The 15,536-nt window shown below is 68.8% G+C and carries 13 protein-coding genes; 6 read left to right on the forward strand and 7 right to left on the reverse strand.

From position 1 onward, the window contains the following. Positions 1-142 precede the first annotated feature (142 nt). From ACFV2O_RS12950 to ACFV2O_RS12965, 4 genes are all read right to left on the reverse strand, one after another. Positions 143-1,072, reverse strand: coding sequence for an RluA family pseudouridine synthase (locus ACFV2O_RS12950; protein ID WP_379251948.1), 930 nt, complete (start codon positions 1,070-1,072; stop codon positions 143-145). A gap of 182 nt (positions 1,073-1,254) precedes the next feature. Beyond that, a complete protein-coding gene (locus ACFV2O_RS12955) occupies positions 1,255-1,836 on the reverse strand; it encodes a putative glycolipid-binding domain-containing protein (RefSeq protein WP_379251949.1) in 582 nt (193 codons plus the stop codon). Between the two features lie 5 nt (positions 1,837-1,841). Further along, the gene (locus ACFV2O_RS12960; protein ID WP_364430699.1) at positions 1,842-2,294 is read right to left on the reverse strand and encodes a TIGR03667 family PPOX class F420-dependent oxidoreductase; all 453 of its coding nucleotides are present in this window, start codon (positions 2,292-2,294) and stop codon (positions 1,842-1,844) included. A gap of 73 nt (positions 2,295-2,367) precedes the next feature. Beyond that, positions 2,368-2,547 carry a hypothetical protein gene (locus tag ACFV2O_RS12965; protein WP_355076057.1) on the reverse strand — a complete coding sequence of 60 codons (180 nt, stop codon included), beginning with the start codon at positions 2,545-2,547 and terminating at the stop codon, positions 2,368-2,370. Between the two features lie 414 nt (positions 2,548-2,961). On the opposite strand from ACFV2O_RS12965, the gene ACFV2O_RS12970 reads away from it, so the two are divergent. Beyond that, positions 2,962-4,821 (forward strand): ABC transporter ATP-binding protein, encoded by a 1,860-nt coding sequence (locus ACFV2O_RS12970; protein ID WP_379251950.1) that lies wholly within the window; start codon positions 2,962-2,964, stop codon positions 4,819-4,821. Continuing rightward, positions 4,818-6,554: an ABC transporter ATP-binding protein gene (locus ACFV2O_RS12975; RefSeq protein WP_379251951.1), complete on the forward strand. Its 1,737-nt coding sequence runs from the start codon at positions 4,818-4,820 to the stop codon at positions 6,552-6,554. The genes ACFV2O_RS12970 and ACFV2O_RS12975 overlap by 4 nt, the downstream gene beginning before the upstream one ends. Positions 6,555-6,773: 219 nt before the next feature. On the opposite strand, the gene ACFV2O_RS12980 is transcribed toward ACFV2O_RS12975, so the two are convergent. Then, positions 6,774-7,481 (reverse strand): siderophore-interacting protein, encoded by a 708-nt coding sequence (locus ACFV2O_RS12980; RefSeq protein ID WP_379251952.1) that lies wholly within the window; start codon positions 7,479-7,481, stop codon positions 6,774-6,776. 107 nt (positions 7,482-7,588) lie between these two features. After that, positions 7,589-8,059, reverse strand: a complete 471-nt coding sequence (locus ACFV2O_RS12985) for a hypothetical protein (RefSeq protein ID WP_379251953.1) — start codon at positions 8,057-8,059, stop codon at positions 7,589-7,591. A 172-nt stretch (positions 8,060-8,231) separates the two neighbouring features. Here ACFV2O_RS12985 and ACFV2O_RS12990 point away from each other — a divergent pair, with 172 nt between their 5' ends. Next, positions 8,232-9,518, forward strand: coding sequence for a SidA/IucD/PvdA family monooxygenase (locus ACFV2O_RS12990; RefSeq protein ID WP_379251954.1), 1,287 nt, complete (start codon positions 8,232-8,234; stop codon positions 9,516-9,518). Positions 9,519-9,562: 44 nt separating this feature from the next. Here the strand turns inward: ACFV2O_RS12990 and ACFV2O_RS12995 are convergent, their stop codons facing one another. After that, positions 9,563-10,228, reverse strand: coding sequence for a GNAT family N-acetyltransferase (locus ACFV2O_RS12995; RefSeq protein ID WP_379251955.1), 666 nt, complete (start codon positions 10,226-10,228; stop codon positions 9,563-9,565). Positions 10,229-10,372: 144 nt separating this feature from the next. Between ACFV2O_RS12995 and ACFV2O_RS13000 the strand changes: the two genes are divergently transcribed. Genes ACFV2O_RS13000 through nbtC form a run of 3 tightly spaced genes read left to right on the forward strand, consistent with a single transcriptional unit; the run spans position 10,373 to position 15,504 of the window. Then, positions 10,373-11,146 (forward strand): thioesterase II family protein, encoded by a 774-nt coding sequence (locus ACFV2O_RS13000; RefSeq protein ID WP_379251956.1) that lies wholly within the window; start codon positions 10,373-10,375, stop codon positions 11,144-11,146. 7 nt (positions 11,147-11,153) lie between these two features. Further along, a complete protein-coding gene (locus tag ACFV2O_RS13005; protein ID WP_379251957.1) occupies positions 11,154-12,482 on the forward strand; it encodes a polyketide synthase in 1,329 nt (442 codons plus the stop codon). Further along, entirely contained in the window at positions 12,475-15,504 is a 3,030-nt protein-coding gene (nbtC, locus tag ACFV2O_RS13010) for a nocobactin polyketide synthase NbtC (protein WP_379251958.1), read from the forward strand. The genes ACFV2O_RS13005 and nbtC overlap by 8 nt, the downstream gene beginning before the upstream one ends. Positions 15,505-15,536: the final 32 nt, after the last annotated feature.

The following is a 15,536-nucleotide window of genomic DNA, read 5'->3' on the forward strand; positions in this document are numbered from 1 at the left end:
CCGTTGGGGTCGAACGGGGTCCCCGCCGTGTGTACGGAAGGCGAGGCGGGTGTCGCGGAACCGTGTGCGAAGGCACGGCGCGGCGCTCGGCCGGGTGATCGTGTCGTGGCGACGCTGCTCGATGCGGGCGCTGACCGCGGTGTCAGCCGGCCCACCCGTGCGGGTCGGTCCAGGCCTGCAGCGTGCGGCTGGTCTCGAAACGGCGCGGCTCGTGGGTGACCGGATCGGTGAACTCGAGTGCGGCGGCCAGCAGTTGCAGCGGCCTGGTGAAGTCGTCGACCGGCTTGTCGGTGAGCACCGGGTAGAAGTCGTCGCCGAGGATGGGGACGCCGAGGCTGTTCATATGCAGGCGCAATTGGTGGGTCCGGCCGGTGTGCGGACGCAGCCGGTAGCGGCCGAGGCCGTCGCGGTGCTCGAGCAGTTCGATCCCGGTTTCCGCGTTGGGTTCGCCCGGGACCTCCTGGGCCGCGAGCACCTGTTTCTCCTTGATGATCCGGCTGCGCACCACGCGGGGCAGCGTGAGGCCGGGATCGAACGGGGCGATCGCCTCGTACTCTTTGCGCACGGTGCGCTTGTGGAACATGGTCTGGTACGCGCCGCGGCGAGCCGGGTTGATCACGAAGAGCACCAGGCCCGCCGTGACGCGGTCGAGCCGATGCGCCGGGACCAGATCGGGGAGGTCCAGCTCTCGGCGCAGCCGCACCAGCGCGGTCTGCAGGATGTGCTGACCGCGCGGGATCGTGGCCAGGAAGTGCGGTTTGTCCACCACCAGCAGGTCGTCGTCGCGATGCACGACGGGGATGTCGAACGGCACCACCGTCTCCTCGGGCAGATCGCGATGGAACCAGACCGCGCCGCCGGGCACGAACGGTGCGTCCGGAGCGATCGGGCCGTCCAGGTCGACGATGCCGCCCGCGTGCAGCAGTTCATCGATGCGCGCCGGGGAGACCCGGGGCAGGCGCTCCACCAGATGGTCCCGGATGGTCGCCCAATGCCCCTGCTCCGGTAGTCGCAACCGGGCCGGGTCCAAGCCGTGCCGTTTCGGCAACGGCGGTTGTTGCCGCCTTCTCATCGATACCGACCCTAATAGGTACAGTCGGATGGAGTCCGTCCTCAGCCCGCGCATGGCCGGAGCGAAGGCGGAGGTACGCCTAATAGGTGCAGTCGGACGCGGAGTCCGTCCTCAGTCCGCGCATGGCCGGAGCGAAGGCGGAAGTACGCCCGACCGCAGGCCTGACGTCCGAGGTGGCGGGCTCAGTGGGCGCGGATCGCGATGCCCGGGTAATCGAGCACCAAGCCCGACTTGTCGTAGTCCAGCGTGCAGGCGAAGTCGAACTCCGGGGCGGAGTACTGGAACCGCGGTCCGTGCGAGCCGTCGGCGACGCGGACGTAGCGCTGCTCCAACCGGGCCACGGCGGCGCCGGAGGCGTACACGTAGGCCGCGGGCGCGTCCGCGCCGTCGCCGATCTCCCGCGCGGACCGGTGCACGGGGAGCGCGTTGGTCAGCGCGGAGGACTCCAGGTCCAAATCCAGACAGCCGTCGAGCAGGGGCGCGGGCATGCCGTCCAGCAGCCAGGACCCCGCGCCGTCGGACTCCAGCACCAGCGTGTTCCAGCCGCCTGGCTTGCGCACGGCCACCTGTGCCCGGCGCGTGTGCCATTCGGTGTCCAGCGCGATCCGGTAGTCCACCACCCAGGCCGCGCCGTCCTCGACCGCTGTCGTGCAGCCGTCGATCAGCACGCCCTGCTCGGTGACCCGGAAATACGCCACCTCGAACCCCTCGCGGGCGGTGCGATGACGCCACGCGGCGGTGGGCGGCGGCGGCGCGAACTGCATCGGGTTCAGAATCCGCGCAGCCGGTCGGGCGTGATGCGCAGCACGACGGAGTACTCGGCGTAGAACTGCTCGTCGGTCAGGCCGATCGAGCGAAGGCCGTCAGCGTACTTCGTGGTGAAGGCGTCGATCTCCGTCGAACCGGGCCGTTGCTCGACCACCCGCGCCGTGCCGGTGAGTACCACCACGTCGCCGCCGGACGCGGTGCTGTTGAGGTTCAGCGCGACCCGGGGATTGCGCTGGATGTTGCGCACCTTCGGTTGGCCGGGCTTGCTGAAGATCAGGAACTCGCCGTCGCGCCACTGGAACCAGACGGGGTTGGGCTGCGGTGTTCCGGTGGGGCCGACGGTGGTCAGCCAGAGGATGGACTCGCGGTTCAGGCGTTCGGCGACTTTGGCGCCGAATTCGGTTTCGGTGTCGACGACAGGGGTGGCGGAACGATCGGATGCCGTTGCGGTCATGGCAGGGACAACACCCCGGCCGCCGTGACGATTCCGCGTCGTCGCGGGGGGAGCCACGAGCACGGTGCTCCTGTCACGGCGTGGCCCGTTCGTCCAGCACCATCAGCCGGGCTTCGACCAATGTCCTGCGGGCGCGCCGCCGGACCCGGCATATTTCGACGCTGCAATCCAGGTGCACTTGCATGGCGTGGTGCGCTTGGCCCGCGGTGAGTTCACCGGGATCCCTGGCGCAATTCGACAGAACCGAAAACATCTCCGTGCCATACATATTCGATCCTCCTGCGGGTCCGGTGGTTTCACTCGCATTCGAAGTTAGCGATGCACGCGGGCTATCGGACCAGGATGCGGGTTCGTTCACGGAGGCTTCCCGAGCGCGTCGACAGTTCGAAAACAGCGAGTTCGCAGCGGTTTTCGCACATTGACGAAATGAGTCACGAAAGACAACGGCCGGTAGGCGGGGACCGCCCAGGACGCGTGGTCTCGGCGGCGAAGCGGGCGACCCGTGCCGTGCCGGACGACCGCCTCCGTACTCGCGGGTCGATGGACCGCTCGCGAAGCTCCCACGGCGCCGGGAGGCAAAGATAACTTAGGCTAACCTTTCTTGCTGGGCGCTTCTGTGTGAGGATGAGGCGATTCCGGTGATGGATGCCGCGAGAGACGAGGTCAGATGACGGTAGAGGTCGCGCCGCTGCCTGCGGCGCAGACGGGGAACCGGCCGCCGAGGGCGGTGCTGAAAGAACGCAAGCAGCAGGAGGCCCAGGCGCGCAAGGAGATTCTCGCGCCCGTGCGCGGCCCGTTGACCGTCGCCAGCATCGTCATGGCCGTCGCGTCGGCGTGCGCGGTCGTGCCCTTCGTGCTGATCGTGGCGGCCTGCCGCGAACTGCTCCAGGATCAGGTGGACACCGACCGGGTGTGGCGTCAGCTGACGATCGCGGTGCTGGTCCTGGTGGTCCGCGCGCTGCTCCAGGCCGCGGCGTTGACGTGGACGCACCTGGTCGACGCCGGATATCAGCTCGCCGTGCGCCGGGCGCTGGCGGCCAAGCTGACCCGGGTGCCGCTGGGCTGGTTCGGCGAGCGGACCTCCGGCGAGGTGAAGAAGTATCTCCAGGACGATGTGGAGGCATTGCACTACCTGGTGGCGCACGCCCGCCTGGAGTTCGTCGGCGCCGTCACCGTTCCGCTGATCACGTTCGGCTATCTGCTCACCGTCGAATGGCGGCTGGCCTTGGTGCTGCTGGTGCCGGTCCTGGCGTACGCCGTGCTCTACAGCCGGATGATGGATCGGGACGGACGGGACCGCTTCGTGGTCTACACCCGCTCCGAGCAGGCCACCAAGCAAGCCGCCATCGAGTTCGTCGACGGCATTCAGGTGGTGCGCGCGTTCGGTCAGGCGGGCAAGGCGCACAGCGTCTTCCAGGACGCCGTCGAGCACCAAGCCCGCAGCGTAGACCGGCTGAAGACGCCGATCATCAAGGTGCAGGCGGCCTCCGACATCGTCGTCACCCCGGTGTTCGTGATGCTGGTCGTGGTCGTCGCGGGACTGGCCGCGGTGGGCCTGGACTGGGTGGAGCCGCTGGACGTGCTGCCGTTCCTGCTGGTCGGCCTCGGCCTGGGCAGTTCATTGCTGAGTCTCGGCTATGGCGCGCAGGCGCTGCGGGCCGCCGCGGTGGCGGCGCAACGCCTGCACGACCTGCAACGGACTCCCGAATTGAGTGGCGGTGCGCCGACCTCCGCCGCGCCGGAAGCCGAATCCGCGCCCGCCGGTCTGGTCCGGTTCGAAGGTGTCGACTTCGGCTATCGTTCCGGCCACGACGTGTTGCGAGGTATCGATCTCGAGCTCGCCCCCGGCACGATCACGGCACTGGTCGGCCCGAGCGGATCGGGCAAATCGACACTGGCCAAATTGCTGCCGCGGTTCTACGACGTGGGTTCGGGCCGGATCACCATCGGCGGCCGCGACATCCGTGACTTTCCGAGCGACGAGCTCTACCGCACCGTCGGGTTCGTCTTCCAGGATGTGCGGCTGATCCGCGGCAGTATCAGGGAGAACCTGCGCCTGGCCCGTCCCGACGCCGACGACGCCGCGGTGGAGCGGGCCGCCCGCGCCGCGCAGATCCACGATCGCATCATGGCGCTGCCGCGTGGTTACGACTCGGAGCTCGGTATCGACGCGACGCTCTCCGGCGGCGAGGCGCAACGGCTCTCGATAGCGCGCGCCCTGCTCGCGGACACCCCGGTCCTCGTGCTCGACGAAGCGACTGCCTTCGCGGACCCGGAATCCGAAGCGGCCGTGCAGGACGCGCTGGCCGTACTGGTCGCGGGGCGCACGGTCCTGGTCATCGCACACCGGTTGCACACCATCACCTCGGTGGATCGAATCCTGGTGCTCGAGCGGGGACGACTGGTCGAGCAGGGTGATCACGCGAGTCTCGTCACCGCGGGCGGCGCCTACCAGCGGCTATGGGAGATCAACGAAGCGGCGCTCGGCGATCTGGCGCTCGTCGACAGTGTGGAGGGTGTCCGATGATTCGCAAGGTGCTGGAGCTGGTTCCGGGCGAATTCGCCCATCTGACACCGAAGCTGTTCGCCGCCATAGTCGCGCAGGCCCTCAGCCAGGCCGTGGCGTACCTGCTGCTGGTGCCGGTGCTGACGGCGCTTTTCGACGACGACCTCGGCCGCGCGTGGCTCTGGGCGCTCGGCATGTTCGCCGCCGTCGCGGGCGTGGTGGTTTTCGGCTACCTGCAGGCGGCGATCGGCCTGCGCGTCGGCATCGGCATGCAGCGTGGATTGCAGACCCGGCTCGGCGACCACCTGAACGCACTGCCGCTCGGCTGGTTCGAGACCCATGACGCCGGGCCGCTCGGGCGGGTCATGGTCGACAACGTGCGGGAGCTGCAAGGCTTGGTCGCCTATCTGCTGGCCAGGATCTTCAGCGGCGTCATCGTGCCGCTCGCGGTCGCGGTCGGCATGCTGGCGGTCGACTGGCGTATCGCGCTGGCGATGCTGCTCGCCGCGCCAGTGCTCTACCTGGTGAACCGGCTGGCCGATCGCGCGTACACCAGCGCGGACCAGCGGATGCACGCGGCGGCGGCCGAAGCCGATTCGCGCGTCATCGAATTCGCCCAGGCGCAGCCGGTGCTGCGGGCGTTCGGCGCGGTGGGATCGGGCAACCGCGCGCTCGACGCGGCGTTGGCCGGGCAGCGCTCGGCCGGATCGCGCATGGTGTTCGCCAGCGTGCCGGGCCTGATCCTGTTCGCGCTGTTCGTGCAGGCCGTGTTCCTGGTTCTGGTGTACGTCGCGGTGGCGCGGGTGACCGACGGCGCCATCTCGGCCGCCGCCGCGATCGCGCTGATCGCGGTGAGCTCGCGGTTCATCGAACCGCTCAACCAAGCCGCGCAGCTGGGCACCGCGCTGCGTTCGGCGGGTGCGGCCGCGGACCGGATCAGCGAGCTGCTCGACGAACCGGTGCTCCCGGAGGCGGAAACGGCCGTCACCCCGCAAGCGCCGTCGGTGGTCTTCGACGACGTGAGTTTCGGATACCGTCCCGGTGAACCGGTGCTGTCGGGCGTGACGTTCAGCGTGCCCGCGGGCACCACGACGGCCATCGTCGGGCCCAGCGGTGCGGGTAAGACGACATTGCTGCGGCTGGCCGCGCGGTTCTACGACGCGGATTCGGGCCGGGTCGTGGTGGGCGGGCACGACGTGCGCGATCAGCCGTCGGCGACGCTGCTGAGTCAGTTGTCGCTGGTGTTCCAGAACGTCTACCTGTTCGACCAGTCGGTCGCGGACAACATCCGGATCGGCAGGCCGGATGCCGGTGACGACGAGGTGCGTCGCGCGGCGGCCGCGGCGCGCGTCGACGAGATCGTCGACCGGCTCCCGGACGGTTTCGACACTCGGGTCGGTGAGGGGGGCGCGGCGCTGTCCGGCGGTGAGCGGCAGCGCGTCTCGATCGCCAGGGCATTGCTGAAGGACGCGCCGATCGTGCTGCTCGACGAGGTGACCAGCGCGCTCGATCCGCACAGTGAAGCGGTCGTGGTGCGCGGGATGCACGAGATCACCAAGGACAAGACGGTGATCGTGGTCGCGCACCGGCTGGCCACCATCGCCCACGCCGATCAGATCCTGTTCGTGGACGGCGGGCGGATCGTGGAGCGCGGCACGCACGCCGAACTGCTCGCGCTGAACGGCCGATACGCCGCGTTCTGGAACGAGCGATCTCGCGCGTCGGGCTGGCATCTGGAGCCGGTCGCCATCTAGCGGCTCGCACGTCGAGCCGGTCACCGTGGACGCCGAGAACAACCGGCGCCCACGGTGATCCGTTCGCGCGAGTGGTTCGGCCAGGCGCGGGCGATGACCTCGGTCCCGCCGGGCGGGAGCCGACGAATCGGCTGTGGTCGCCGTTTTCGATCGGGACGTTGTCGATACCGGAAACGCCGCACCGCGCGAATACGGGTGCGGCGTGGAGCAGGGAAAGACCTACTTCCAGTAGGCCTGCGATTTGATCGCGGTCTTGGGCAGGTTGTGAATCGCCTTGAAGCTCTTCACGACCGAGCGGGTGGTGTGCCCATCGCAGGCGACCCAGGCGAAGGCGTCGGCCGGGCAGGTGAGTTCTTGGGCCGCTTCCCGCAGCAATCTGCCGTCATCGATCCGCTGCACCCAGGTCACTTGGTGGTGCGGTTTGTTGCGCAGCGGAATCGTGGTGTCGGACTCGTACTGCCATTCCAGCCAGACCCGGGCCGGGGTGTCGCCGATGGCGTCGAACAGCGAGTTGATCGCGGGCAGTGAGGCGGTGTCGCCGAAGATGAGGTATTCGCCGGGCGCGGATTCCGGCAGCTGGAAGTTCGAGCCGAGCACCGACGCGTCGAGTTCGTCACCGACCGAGGCGTTCTGCGCCCATCGGGCGGCGGGCCCGTCGTGGAGCGCGAACTCGATCGAGAAACGGTCGCCGTCCGGGTCGGGGTCGACCAGGGTGTAGCCGCGCTGTTGCAGCTTGCCGCTGTCGCCGTCAGGGAACCAGCCACGGATCCACTGCGTGGGGTGTACGGGATGATCGGCGAGCAGACCGCCCGCGGAGAAGCCGAGTCGCACGTATTTGTCCGTGACGTATTCGGTCGAGGTGACGGTCAGCCGGTAGTCGTTGCCGCCCCACGCCTTGACCATCAGACCGTTCAAACCTTTGCCCATGAACTAAGGTTAGCCTAACGAAAGTCGAATGTCGCGCGGTGGGTACGCACCACGCGACATTCGACGGCGACCGTGCCCGAGAGGGTCAGGGCGCGAGGGGTTTCGGGTCAGCAGGACAGCGCGAGCGCCGAAGCGAGACTGCACTCCGCCTGGCGCGTCAGCTTCCAGGTGCCGTCGATCTGCTTCCAGGAGACGTCGTAGGTGAAGTCCGGGTAGCCCTCGGTGGTGATCAGGAGCTGGGCGTCGATCCGGTCGCCCGACGTGGACGGGTTGATCACGTTGTAGCGCAGGCTCGGCGGGGAGACCGCCAGCAGGCCCGCGATCTTGTCCATCGTGGCGACGCCGGCATCGCCGGATTCCAGCTCCGCCGCTCGCGTGCTGCGCGCGGCGCCGGTATTGATCGCCACGCGAAGTTTGGCGGTCAGCTCACCGGCGCCCGGGGCCTGGGCGTGCAAGGGTGCGACCAAGGGCGCCGCGACGGCGGGCGTGACCGTCCCGACCACGCCGGCGAATGCGGCGCTGACCACGACCGCCGTAGCGGCTAGTCGGGCGAGTGTCTTGTTCGGGGTCTTGGTCATTCGTTCATCCAATCTTTCGAGGGTGTGAGTGTCACCGCTCTAGTCGGGTACGAGTGTGCAATATAAGGTAAGCCTATGCAAACATGATCCGCACGGGTTCTGGTTGTCGGCGCGGCGGCAGGCCCGCGCACCCGGCGGGAAGCCGCGGGATGTCGGAGAGAGTGGAGAACCGGTGGAAACGCTTCTGGTCATCGGAGCTGGTCCGAAAGCCCTTGCGGTGGCGACGAAAGCGCATGTGCTGCGCACGCTCGGCCTTCCTGCGCCCCGGGTGATCGTCGTCGAGGCGCACGCGGTCGGCGGCAACTGGCTGCCGAGTGGCGGTTGGACCGACGGCAGGCACCGATTGGGCACCAGCCCGGAGAAGGACGTGGGCTTCCCTTACCACTCGACCTGGGCGCGCGGGCGCAATCAGGAAATCAACGCGGCCATGATGGCCTACAGCTGGACGTCCTTCCTGATCGAGCAGGGCACCTATGCGGAGTGGATCGATCGGGGCCGTCCGAACCCGGCCCATCACGTCTGGGCCAAGTACCTGCAATGGGTGGCTCGCCGGATCGATCTCGAACTGGTCTCCGGCACAGTGCGTTCCATCGGCGCGACCGCCGACGGCTGGCGCGTCACCGCGACCGATCCCGACGGTGGTGCGATCCGGTTGGACGCGGTCGGGCTGATGATCACCGGCCCCGGTGCGAGCACCAAGGCGCTCGCCGACCATCCGCGCGTGCTGAGTATCGCTCAATTCTGGGATCTGGCCGGGCGGCGCAGTCTGCCGGTCTCCTCCCGGGTCGCCGTGATCGGCGGCGGTGAGACCGCGGGCTCTGCCTTGGACGAGCTGGTGCGCCACGGCATGTTGTCCATTTCGGTGATCTCGCCGATGGCCACGATCTACACCCGCGGCGAAAGTTATTTCGAGAACTCGCTGTTCAGCGACCCGGTCAAGTGGGCGGGACTCACCGTCCAGGAGCGGCGTGACGTCATCCGCCGAACCGACCGCGGCGTCTTCTCGGTGCGGGTGCAGGAGAGCCTGCTCGGCGACAGCCGGGTGCATCACCTGCAGGGCCGTGCCGTCCGGGTGGTCGATCAAGGCGACGGCGTGGCGCTGACTTTGCGCAACGAGCGGCGCGCGGACCAATCGCACACTTTCGACCTGGTCATCGACGCCACCGGCGGACAGCCGCTGTGGTTCCTGGACCTCTTCGATCAGGACGCGGCCGACCTGCTGGAACTGGCGGTCGGCGGCAGGCCGTCCCAGGAGCGGATCGAAGTGTCGATCGGCTATGACCTCGCGGTCTCGGGGATGGAGACCAAGCTGTATCTGCCCAATCTCGCCGCGGTCGCGCAGGGGCCTGGTTTTCCGAATCTCAGTTGCCTCGGGGAGCTTTCCGATCGGGTACTGCAACCGGCGACGCGACGGTCCGGTGTGCCGTTGACGGGCGCCGTCGCGCGGGCTTTCGGGTGAGCGCCCCCGCCCTCGCGGTCGCGGCCGGGGGCGCGGACCGCTCCTCAGCGCCGCGCCGTCGGGACGTCCGCGGGCGTGCGCGGCAGGTAGTAGAGCGTGATCCGGCGATCCGGCCGGATGTCGAAGTCGCCGAGACTGGGCACGCCGAACCGCTCGGTCATGCGCCGCACCGCGACATTGCGGTGATCCGGTTCGATCAGGATGCGACGGCAGTTCGGTTCCGCCGCGAAGATTCCGGGCAGCAGGCCGCGGACGAAGGCGAACATGATGCCGCGCCCGATCACCTCCGGGTCGGCGGTGGCGAGGTGGAAGGCCACGTCATACGGGTCGGCGTGGTAGATCCGGGCGATCTCGTCTTTGGCGGGGCGATACAACTCCAGGTAGGCGATGTCGCGACGGCCCAGTTCCGGCCGGTCGGTGCCGGTGAAGTCGTACCCGACGATGTATGGGCGGGAATAGCTTCCGTCCAGCTGCGCGCGCAGATTCTGCCTGCGCAGTTCGACGGGCCACGGCTGTTCCCACGTCTCGATGAGATGCGGCCGGTTCATCCACTCGGTGAGCAGCTCCGCGTCCGCACCGTCCGCGTCGGCCGTCCGGATGTCGAACGGGGCGGGCAGAGCCGGTTGCGGCGGAGCGGGCACGGCCCGCAGTTCGTCGGGGATATCGGTCAGCTCGCGCGCGATGACATGAGGCGTCTGGGTGGGGTTCATCGGTCGTCGAGCTCCGTTCGGTAGTGGCTCCGCTGGATGAATGTAAGGTTACCCTATGCTAACCTCGCGTGGTCGGCGAGGCCCGGCCGTTCGGAAAGGACGGCGCGCGGGCGCCCACACCGCGTTATGTGTAGGAGCTGTTGGATGTCGAGAAGACCCGGGTGGATTCGGAAGTTTCACAAGCCCGTCACGGAAACGCTGCCGCCCCTGGTGCTGTTTCCCCATGCCGGCAGTGGCGCCTCCACCTATCGCGCCATGTCCAAGCGGCTCAGCGCCGATTTCGACGTCGTGCTCGTGCAATATCCGGGACGCCAGGACCGAGCCGCCGAACCCATGCCGGACAGTCTCGTCGAACTCGCGGCGGGTGCCCTTGCGGAATTCCTCGAATCGCCCTATCACCGAGGCATTCCCATCACTGTGTTCGGCCACAGCGTCGGCGCGATGGTGGCCTTCGAATTCGTCCGTCAGGCCGAGGCCGCCGGTGTGCCGGTAGCGCTGCTCGGCGCCTCCAGCGCGGTGGCGCCCGCATTGGTGGCCGACAGCGAGCCGCTGCCGACCGAGGAGGAGGCGTTGCTCGACCGGCTCGTCGCGCTGAACGGAACGGGCGCGGACGTTTTGGCCGATCGCGACATCATGCGAATGACGTTGCCCGTCCTGCAGGCCGACTATCGCGCGTTCGACGCCTACACGTGCGACCCGGACGTGCGGATCGGCGCGCGGATCGAGGTGATCGGCGGCGCCGACGACGACTTCGTCACCGTCGCCGAACTGCGTCCCTGGATCGCGCACAGCACTCGGGGCGGCTCGGTCACGCTCTTCGACGGCGGGCACTTCTATTTGTACGACCACATCGACGGCGTCGCGGAATTGCTTGCCTCCGCCGCCGCTGACGCCGGACAGTCCGCTCTTTCCAGTTAGGTTCACCATGTCAGGATCGGCTTCGGGGGACGAAGACCATATCGTCGTCGTCGGAATCGGGGTCGAGGCCCCCGCCGGAATAAACAGTCCACGCGAATTCTGGACGGCGCTGGCCGAATCCAGGGAACTCATCGGCCCATTGCCACGAGATCGGGAGTGGCCGATCGAAGGGTTGCTCACCCTCGGCCGCAACGAGGGCTGGAGCGACGTACGCGACGCGGGCGGATTCCTCACCGAAGCAGCGGAATTCGATGCGGCCTTTTTCGGGATAACGCCGCGCGAAGCCGTCGCGATGGATCCGCAGCAGCGGGTGGCGATGCGCGTCGCATGGCGGGCGGTCGAGGATGCCGGGCTCAATCCCGGCGCCGTCGAAGGTGCCGAAGCGGGGTGCTGGATGGGCGTCACGCCGCTGGAGTACGGCCCGCGCATGGCGAGCGTCAGCGAGCACAGCGGTTATCGAATGACCGGCACCACCCTCGGCGCGGTATCCGGCCGTATTTCGCACAGTCTCGGGCTGATCGGGCCTTCGATCAGTGTGGACACCTCCTGTGCGGCGGGTTTGACCGCCCTCCATCAAGCCGCGGCGGCCGTCCGCGCGGGCGAGTGCGACTGGGCCCTGGCAGGTGGTGTGTGCGTGATGGGCTCACCCGGCATGTTCGTCGAGTTCGCGAAGAACAACGCGCTCTCGACCGACGGCCACTGCCGCGCGTATTCCGCGGGCACCACCGGGACCCTCTGGGGCGAGGGCGCGGGAGTGGTTGTGCTGGAGCGCGAGTCGCGAGCGCGCCGGCTCGGCCATCGGATCTACGCTCGGCTGCTCGGCTCCCGGGTCAACCACAACGGCAAGAGCGGCCCGTTGGCCGTGCCCAGCGCCGACGCGCAGGAGCGGCTGATTCGCGCCGCGCTCATCGCGGCCCGCGTCGACCCGGAACAGATCGGGCTGGTCGAGGGGCACGGCACCGGCACGGCGGTGGGCGATCCCATCGAACTGTCCGCTCTCATCCGGACCTACGGCGCGCCGGAGCGCGTCCGGGGCGCGCTGCTGGGATCGGTCAAGTCGAATATCGGTCACACGCAGGCGGCGGCGGGCATGCTCGGCCTGATCAAGATGCTGCTGTGCGGCGCGCACGGGCACGTCGCGCCGAGTCTCTGGGCAGAACACCCGACCGAGGCGGTCGACTGGGAAGCCACCAGTCTGCGGCTGGCCACGAAATTCGTTCCATGGGAGCCGATCGACGGCATTCGCTACGGAGCGGTGTCGGCATTCGGAGTCGCGGGGACCAACGCGCACGCGGTCGTCGGGATGCCCGTCCTGGAGGAGGACAGCGATGTCTGAATATCTGCTGCCGGACGGCACCGTCCCCGTCCTGCTCTCCTCGGACAGCGCCGAAGGCTTGCGTGCGGAGGCCGCGGCGATACTGGCCTACGTGCACGACCACCCTCGGGTGGACTCGGATCGACTGGCGAGCCAGCTCTTCCGCACCAGGATCGCCCGCAGGTATCGCGCCCTGGCCATGGTCGTCACGCGCGAGGAGTTGACGGACGCGTTGCGGTCGATCGCGGCGGGTTCCGCGCACCCGGCGGTGGTGACGTCCGGCGCCGTCGCGTCGCGTCGCGTCGGCTTCGTCTTTCCCGGACAAGGCAGCCAGCACGCGGGTATGGGCAAGCCGTATTACGACTTCTCCCCGGCCTACCGGGCCGCCGTCGACGAGTGCGCGGCGGTGCACGAGGAGCGGTACGGCCATGCACGGCCGGTGCACTATCTGCTCGGCGCCGACGCCGAGTTCGGCGAGACGCTGTGGGAAGTGCAACCGGCCAGAATGTTCCACCTGATCGGCTTGGCCGCCATGTGGCAGGCGGCGGGCGTGCGCCCCACCGCGACCATCGGTCACAGCCAGGGTGAACTCGCGGCCTGCGTGGTCGCCGGTGTGCTCACGCTGCGCGATGCCGTGTCGATCGTCACGCACCGGGCCCGGCTTCTGGAGCGCGACCTTTCGGACGGCTACGCGGTGGCCGTGCTCGGCGCGGGGCGCGACGAATGCGAGGCGCTGCTGGCCCGCAATTCGGGCTGGGCGGAGGTCTCCTTGGTCAACTCACCCGAGTTGACCGGTGTCTCCGGCGACGAGGCCGCGATCGCGGAGCTGGTGGCGACCGCCACCGCGAAAGGTCTGTTCGCCAAGCAGATCCAGATGTCGTTTCCGTCGCACACCTCCGCGATGACGCGATTGCGCGACGAATTCCAATCGTCACTGGGCGAATTGAGCAGCAAGACCTTCACGCTCGGCGACGTCACCTGTTACGGCGGGACGCTCGGCGCGGCGATCACTCCCGAGTTGACCCACCACGACTACTGGTACTGGAACCTGCGCAACCGGGTGCGCTTCGATCGCGCGGTGGCGGCGGCTACCGCGGACGTGGACACCTTCGTCGAGATCGCCGAGCACCCGACGTTACAGCCCGCGCTGCGGGAGAATCTGTCCCCGGTCGCGCGGGATGCCCGCGACTTCCGGGTCGTGGGGACATCGCTGCGCACCGCGAACGGGTTGGGTGAATTCACCCGCAATCTGGTCGAAGTCGCGGTGCACGATTTGCATTACGACTGGCAGGCGCTCCGCACGGACTCCGGCGACCGCACTCCGGCGCTGCCGCTGCGTGACTTTCCCGCCACGGTGATGAACTCCAAGAGGTTGTGGGCGCCGTATCAATCGGGTGCCGAGGCGCCGATCCCGGTCGCCGTGCCCCCCGCGCGGTTGCGCGAGGAGTGGACCAGGTTGTCCCGGTTCGAGCTGGCCGCGCCGCGCACCGTACTGCTCGCCGAGCACGACGGCGCGGACGACCTCGCAGCGGCGCTGTGCGCGCGGGCCGCGCGCCACGGTGCCGCGATCGCCGACACCGCGACCGAGGCCGACACCATGGTGCTGCTGCTTCCGTCGAACACGGCCACGGACGAGCAAGGCGCGGTGGCCGAGCTCGCCGAGTTCGCCCGAGCCGCGGAAAGTTTGACCACGGAAGCCTCCGGTGTCACGGAATGCTGGCTGGTGACAACCGGTGCTGAGGCGGTGTCCCCGGACGATGCGCCGTCCCTGGGTCATTCGGCGGTCAGCGCCGCGTACCGCAGTCTCGGCCTCGACCATCTCGGCATCGCGTTCCGGCACCTGGACTTGCCCCCGGATGCCGCCGAGCAGGATCCGACGACGCTGGCGGACAAGATCCTCGAGGCCGTTCACGTGCCGGGCGAGCCGGAACTCGCGCTGCGGGGCGGCAAATTGCACGCCAAGCGTCTCGTTCGCGCCGAGCTGCTGGGCACTTCGGCGCCCCCGGATCTACGCGAGGTCCTCATTCTCGGTGGCACGGGGTACGTCGGCCTGGAATTCTGCGCGCAGCTCGCCCGCGACGGCGCACGGCGCGTCACCCTGGTGAATCGCACCGGGGAGACGAGCGTGCTCGCCGAGCGGCTGCGGGCGATCCGCGCCTCCGGATCCACCGAAATCGACGTGGTGGCCTGTGACATCACCGACGCCGACGCGGTCGCCGAGTTGGCGCGGCGCTTCGCCGAGCGCCCCGTGAGCGTGGTCGTGCACGCCGCGGTCCAGTACGCATGGGCGCGGTTCGAACCGGAGGCGGTAACCGAAGCGGCCGCCGCGAAGGTGATCGGGCTCGGCGAGGTGCTGCGCGCGGTGCCGCGGACAGTCGACTGCACCGTGCTGTTGTGCTCCTCGTTCGTGGCCACCCTCGGCGGGCGTGGTCAGGCGCTGTACGCGGGCACGAATCGCATGCTCGACAGCCTCGCCGTGCGACTGCGGGCGCAGGGCAGGGATTGCGTGTCGGTGCAATGGGGGCTGTGGGGTCTGCCCGGCGCGGTGCACGCCGACGTGGAAGCCAGGATCCTCGGCGCTGGTCTACGACCCATGCCCGCCGCGCCCGCCATCGCGGCGGGTTTCGCCGACCGTACCGGGAACAGCGCGGTGCTGTCGGCGGACTGGGAGCGCTTGCGGGATACGGCCGAGATCGTCGGCTTGGCGAGGGTTTTCGCGCCCGCATCGGCGGTCCCGGAGTCCGCGGCCGCGCCGTCCGAACCGTCCGCACCGAAGTCGGCCGCCGTCGAGCCGGAAGCCGATGCCACGCGGAGCGTCGCGGAGATCATCCGGCGCGAACTGGGGCAGGTGATGCTTCTCGACGGCCCCGACCACATCGACGGCTCCGTCCCGCTGGTCGCGCTCGGGTTCGATTCGTTGCAGGCGGTGGATCTGCGCGCGCGGCTGAAGACGATGTTGCGCCGCGAGTTGCCGGTCGCGGCGATCCTCGGCGGCGCGTCCCTGGACGACGTCGTTCTGCTCATGTCCGAGAACCGAGGCTGATGATGCCCGAGAACACAGGCTCAGGAGGCCGC

Source organism: Nocardia sp. NPDC059691 (assembly GCF_042733915.1).
In the GTDB taxonomy this organism is placed as follows: Bacteria; Actinomycetota; Actinomycetes; order Mycobacteriales; family Mycobacteriaceae; genus Nocardia; species Nocardia sichangensis.

What these genes read in the sequence shown, in the direction of transcription:
- ACFV2O_RS12950 (WP_379251948.1), bottom strand. Translation starts at nt 1,072, where the DNA reads ATGAGAAGGCGGCAACAACCGCCGTTGCCGAAACGGCACGGCTTGGAC.
- ACFV2O_RS12985 (WP_379251953.1), bottom strand. Translation starts at nt 8,059, where the DNA reads ATGACCAAGACCCCGAACAAGACACTCGCCCGACTAGCCGCTACGGCG.
- ACFV2O_RS12975 (WP_379251951.1), top strand. Translation starts at nt 4,818, where the DNA reads ATGATTCGCAAGGTGCTGGAGCTGGTTCCGGGCGAATTCGCCCATCTG.
- ACFV2O_RS12965 (WP_355076057.1), bottom strand. Translation starts at nt 2,547, where the DNA reads ATGTTTTCGGTTCTGTCGAATTGCGCCAGGGATCCCGGTGAACTCACC.
- ACFV2O_RS12960 (WP_364430699.1), bottom strand. Translation starts at nt 2,294, where the DNA reads ATGACCGCAACGGCATCCGATCGTTCCGCCACCCCTGTCGTCGACACC.
- ACFV2O_RS12955 (WP_379251949.1), bottom strand. Translation starts at nt 1,836, where the DNA reads ATGCAGTTCGCGCCGCCGCCGCCCACCGCCGCGTGGCGTCATCGCACC.
- ACFV2O_RS13000 (WP_379251956.1), top strand. Translation starts at nt 10,373, where the DNA reads ATGTCGAGAAGACCCGGGTGGATTCGGAAGTTTCACAAGCCCGTCACG.
- nbtC (WP_379251958.1), top strand. Translation starts at nt 12,475, where the DNA reads ATGTCTGAATATCTGCTGCCGGACGGCACCGTCCCCGTCCTGCTCTCC.
- ACFV2O_RS12995 (WP_379251955.1), bottom strand. Translation starts at nt 10,228, where the DNA reads ATGAACCCCACCCAGACGCCTCATGTCATCGCGCGCGAGCTGACCGAT.
- ACFV2O_RS13005 (WP_379251957.1), top strand. Translation starts at nt 11,154, where the DNA reads ATGTCAGGATCGGCTTCGGGGGACGAAGACCATATCGTCGTCGTCGGA.
- ACFV2O_RS12980 (WP_379251952.1), bottom strand. Translation starts at nt 7,481, where the DNA reads ATGGGCAAAGGTTTGAACGGTCTGATGGTCAAGGCGTGGGGCGGCAAC.
- ACFV2O_RS12970 (WP_379251950.1), top strand. Translation starts at nt 2,962, where the DNA reads ATGACGGTAGAGGTCGCGCCGCTGCCTGCGGCGCAGACGGGGAACCGG.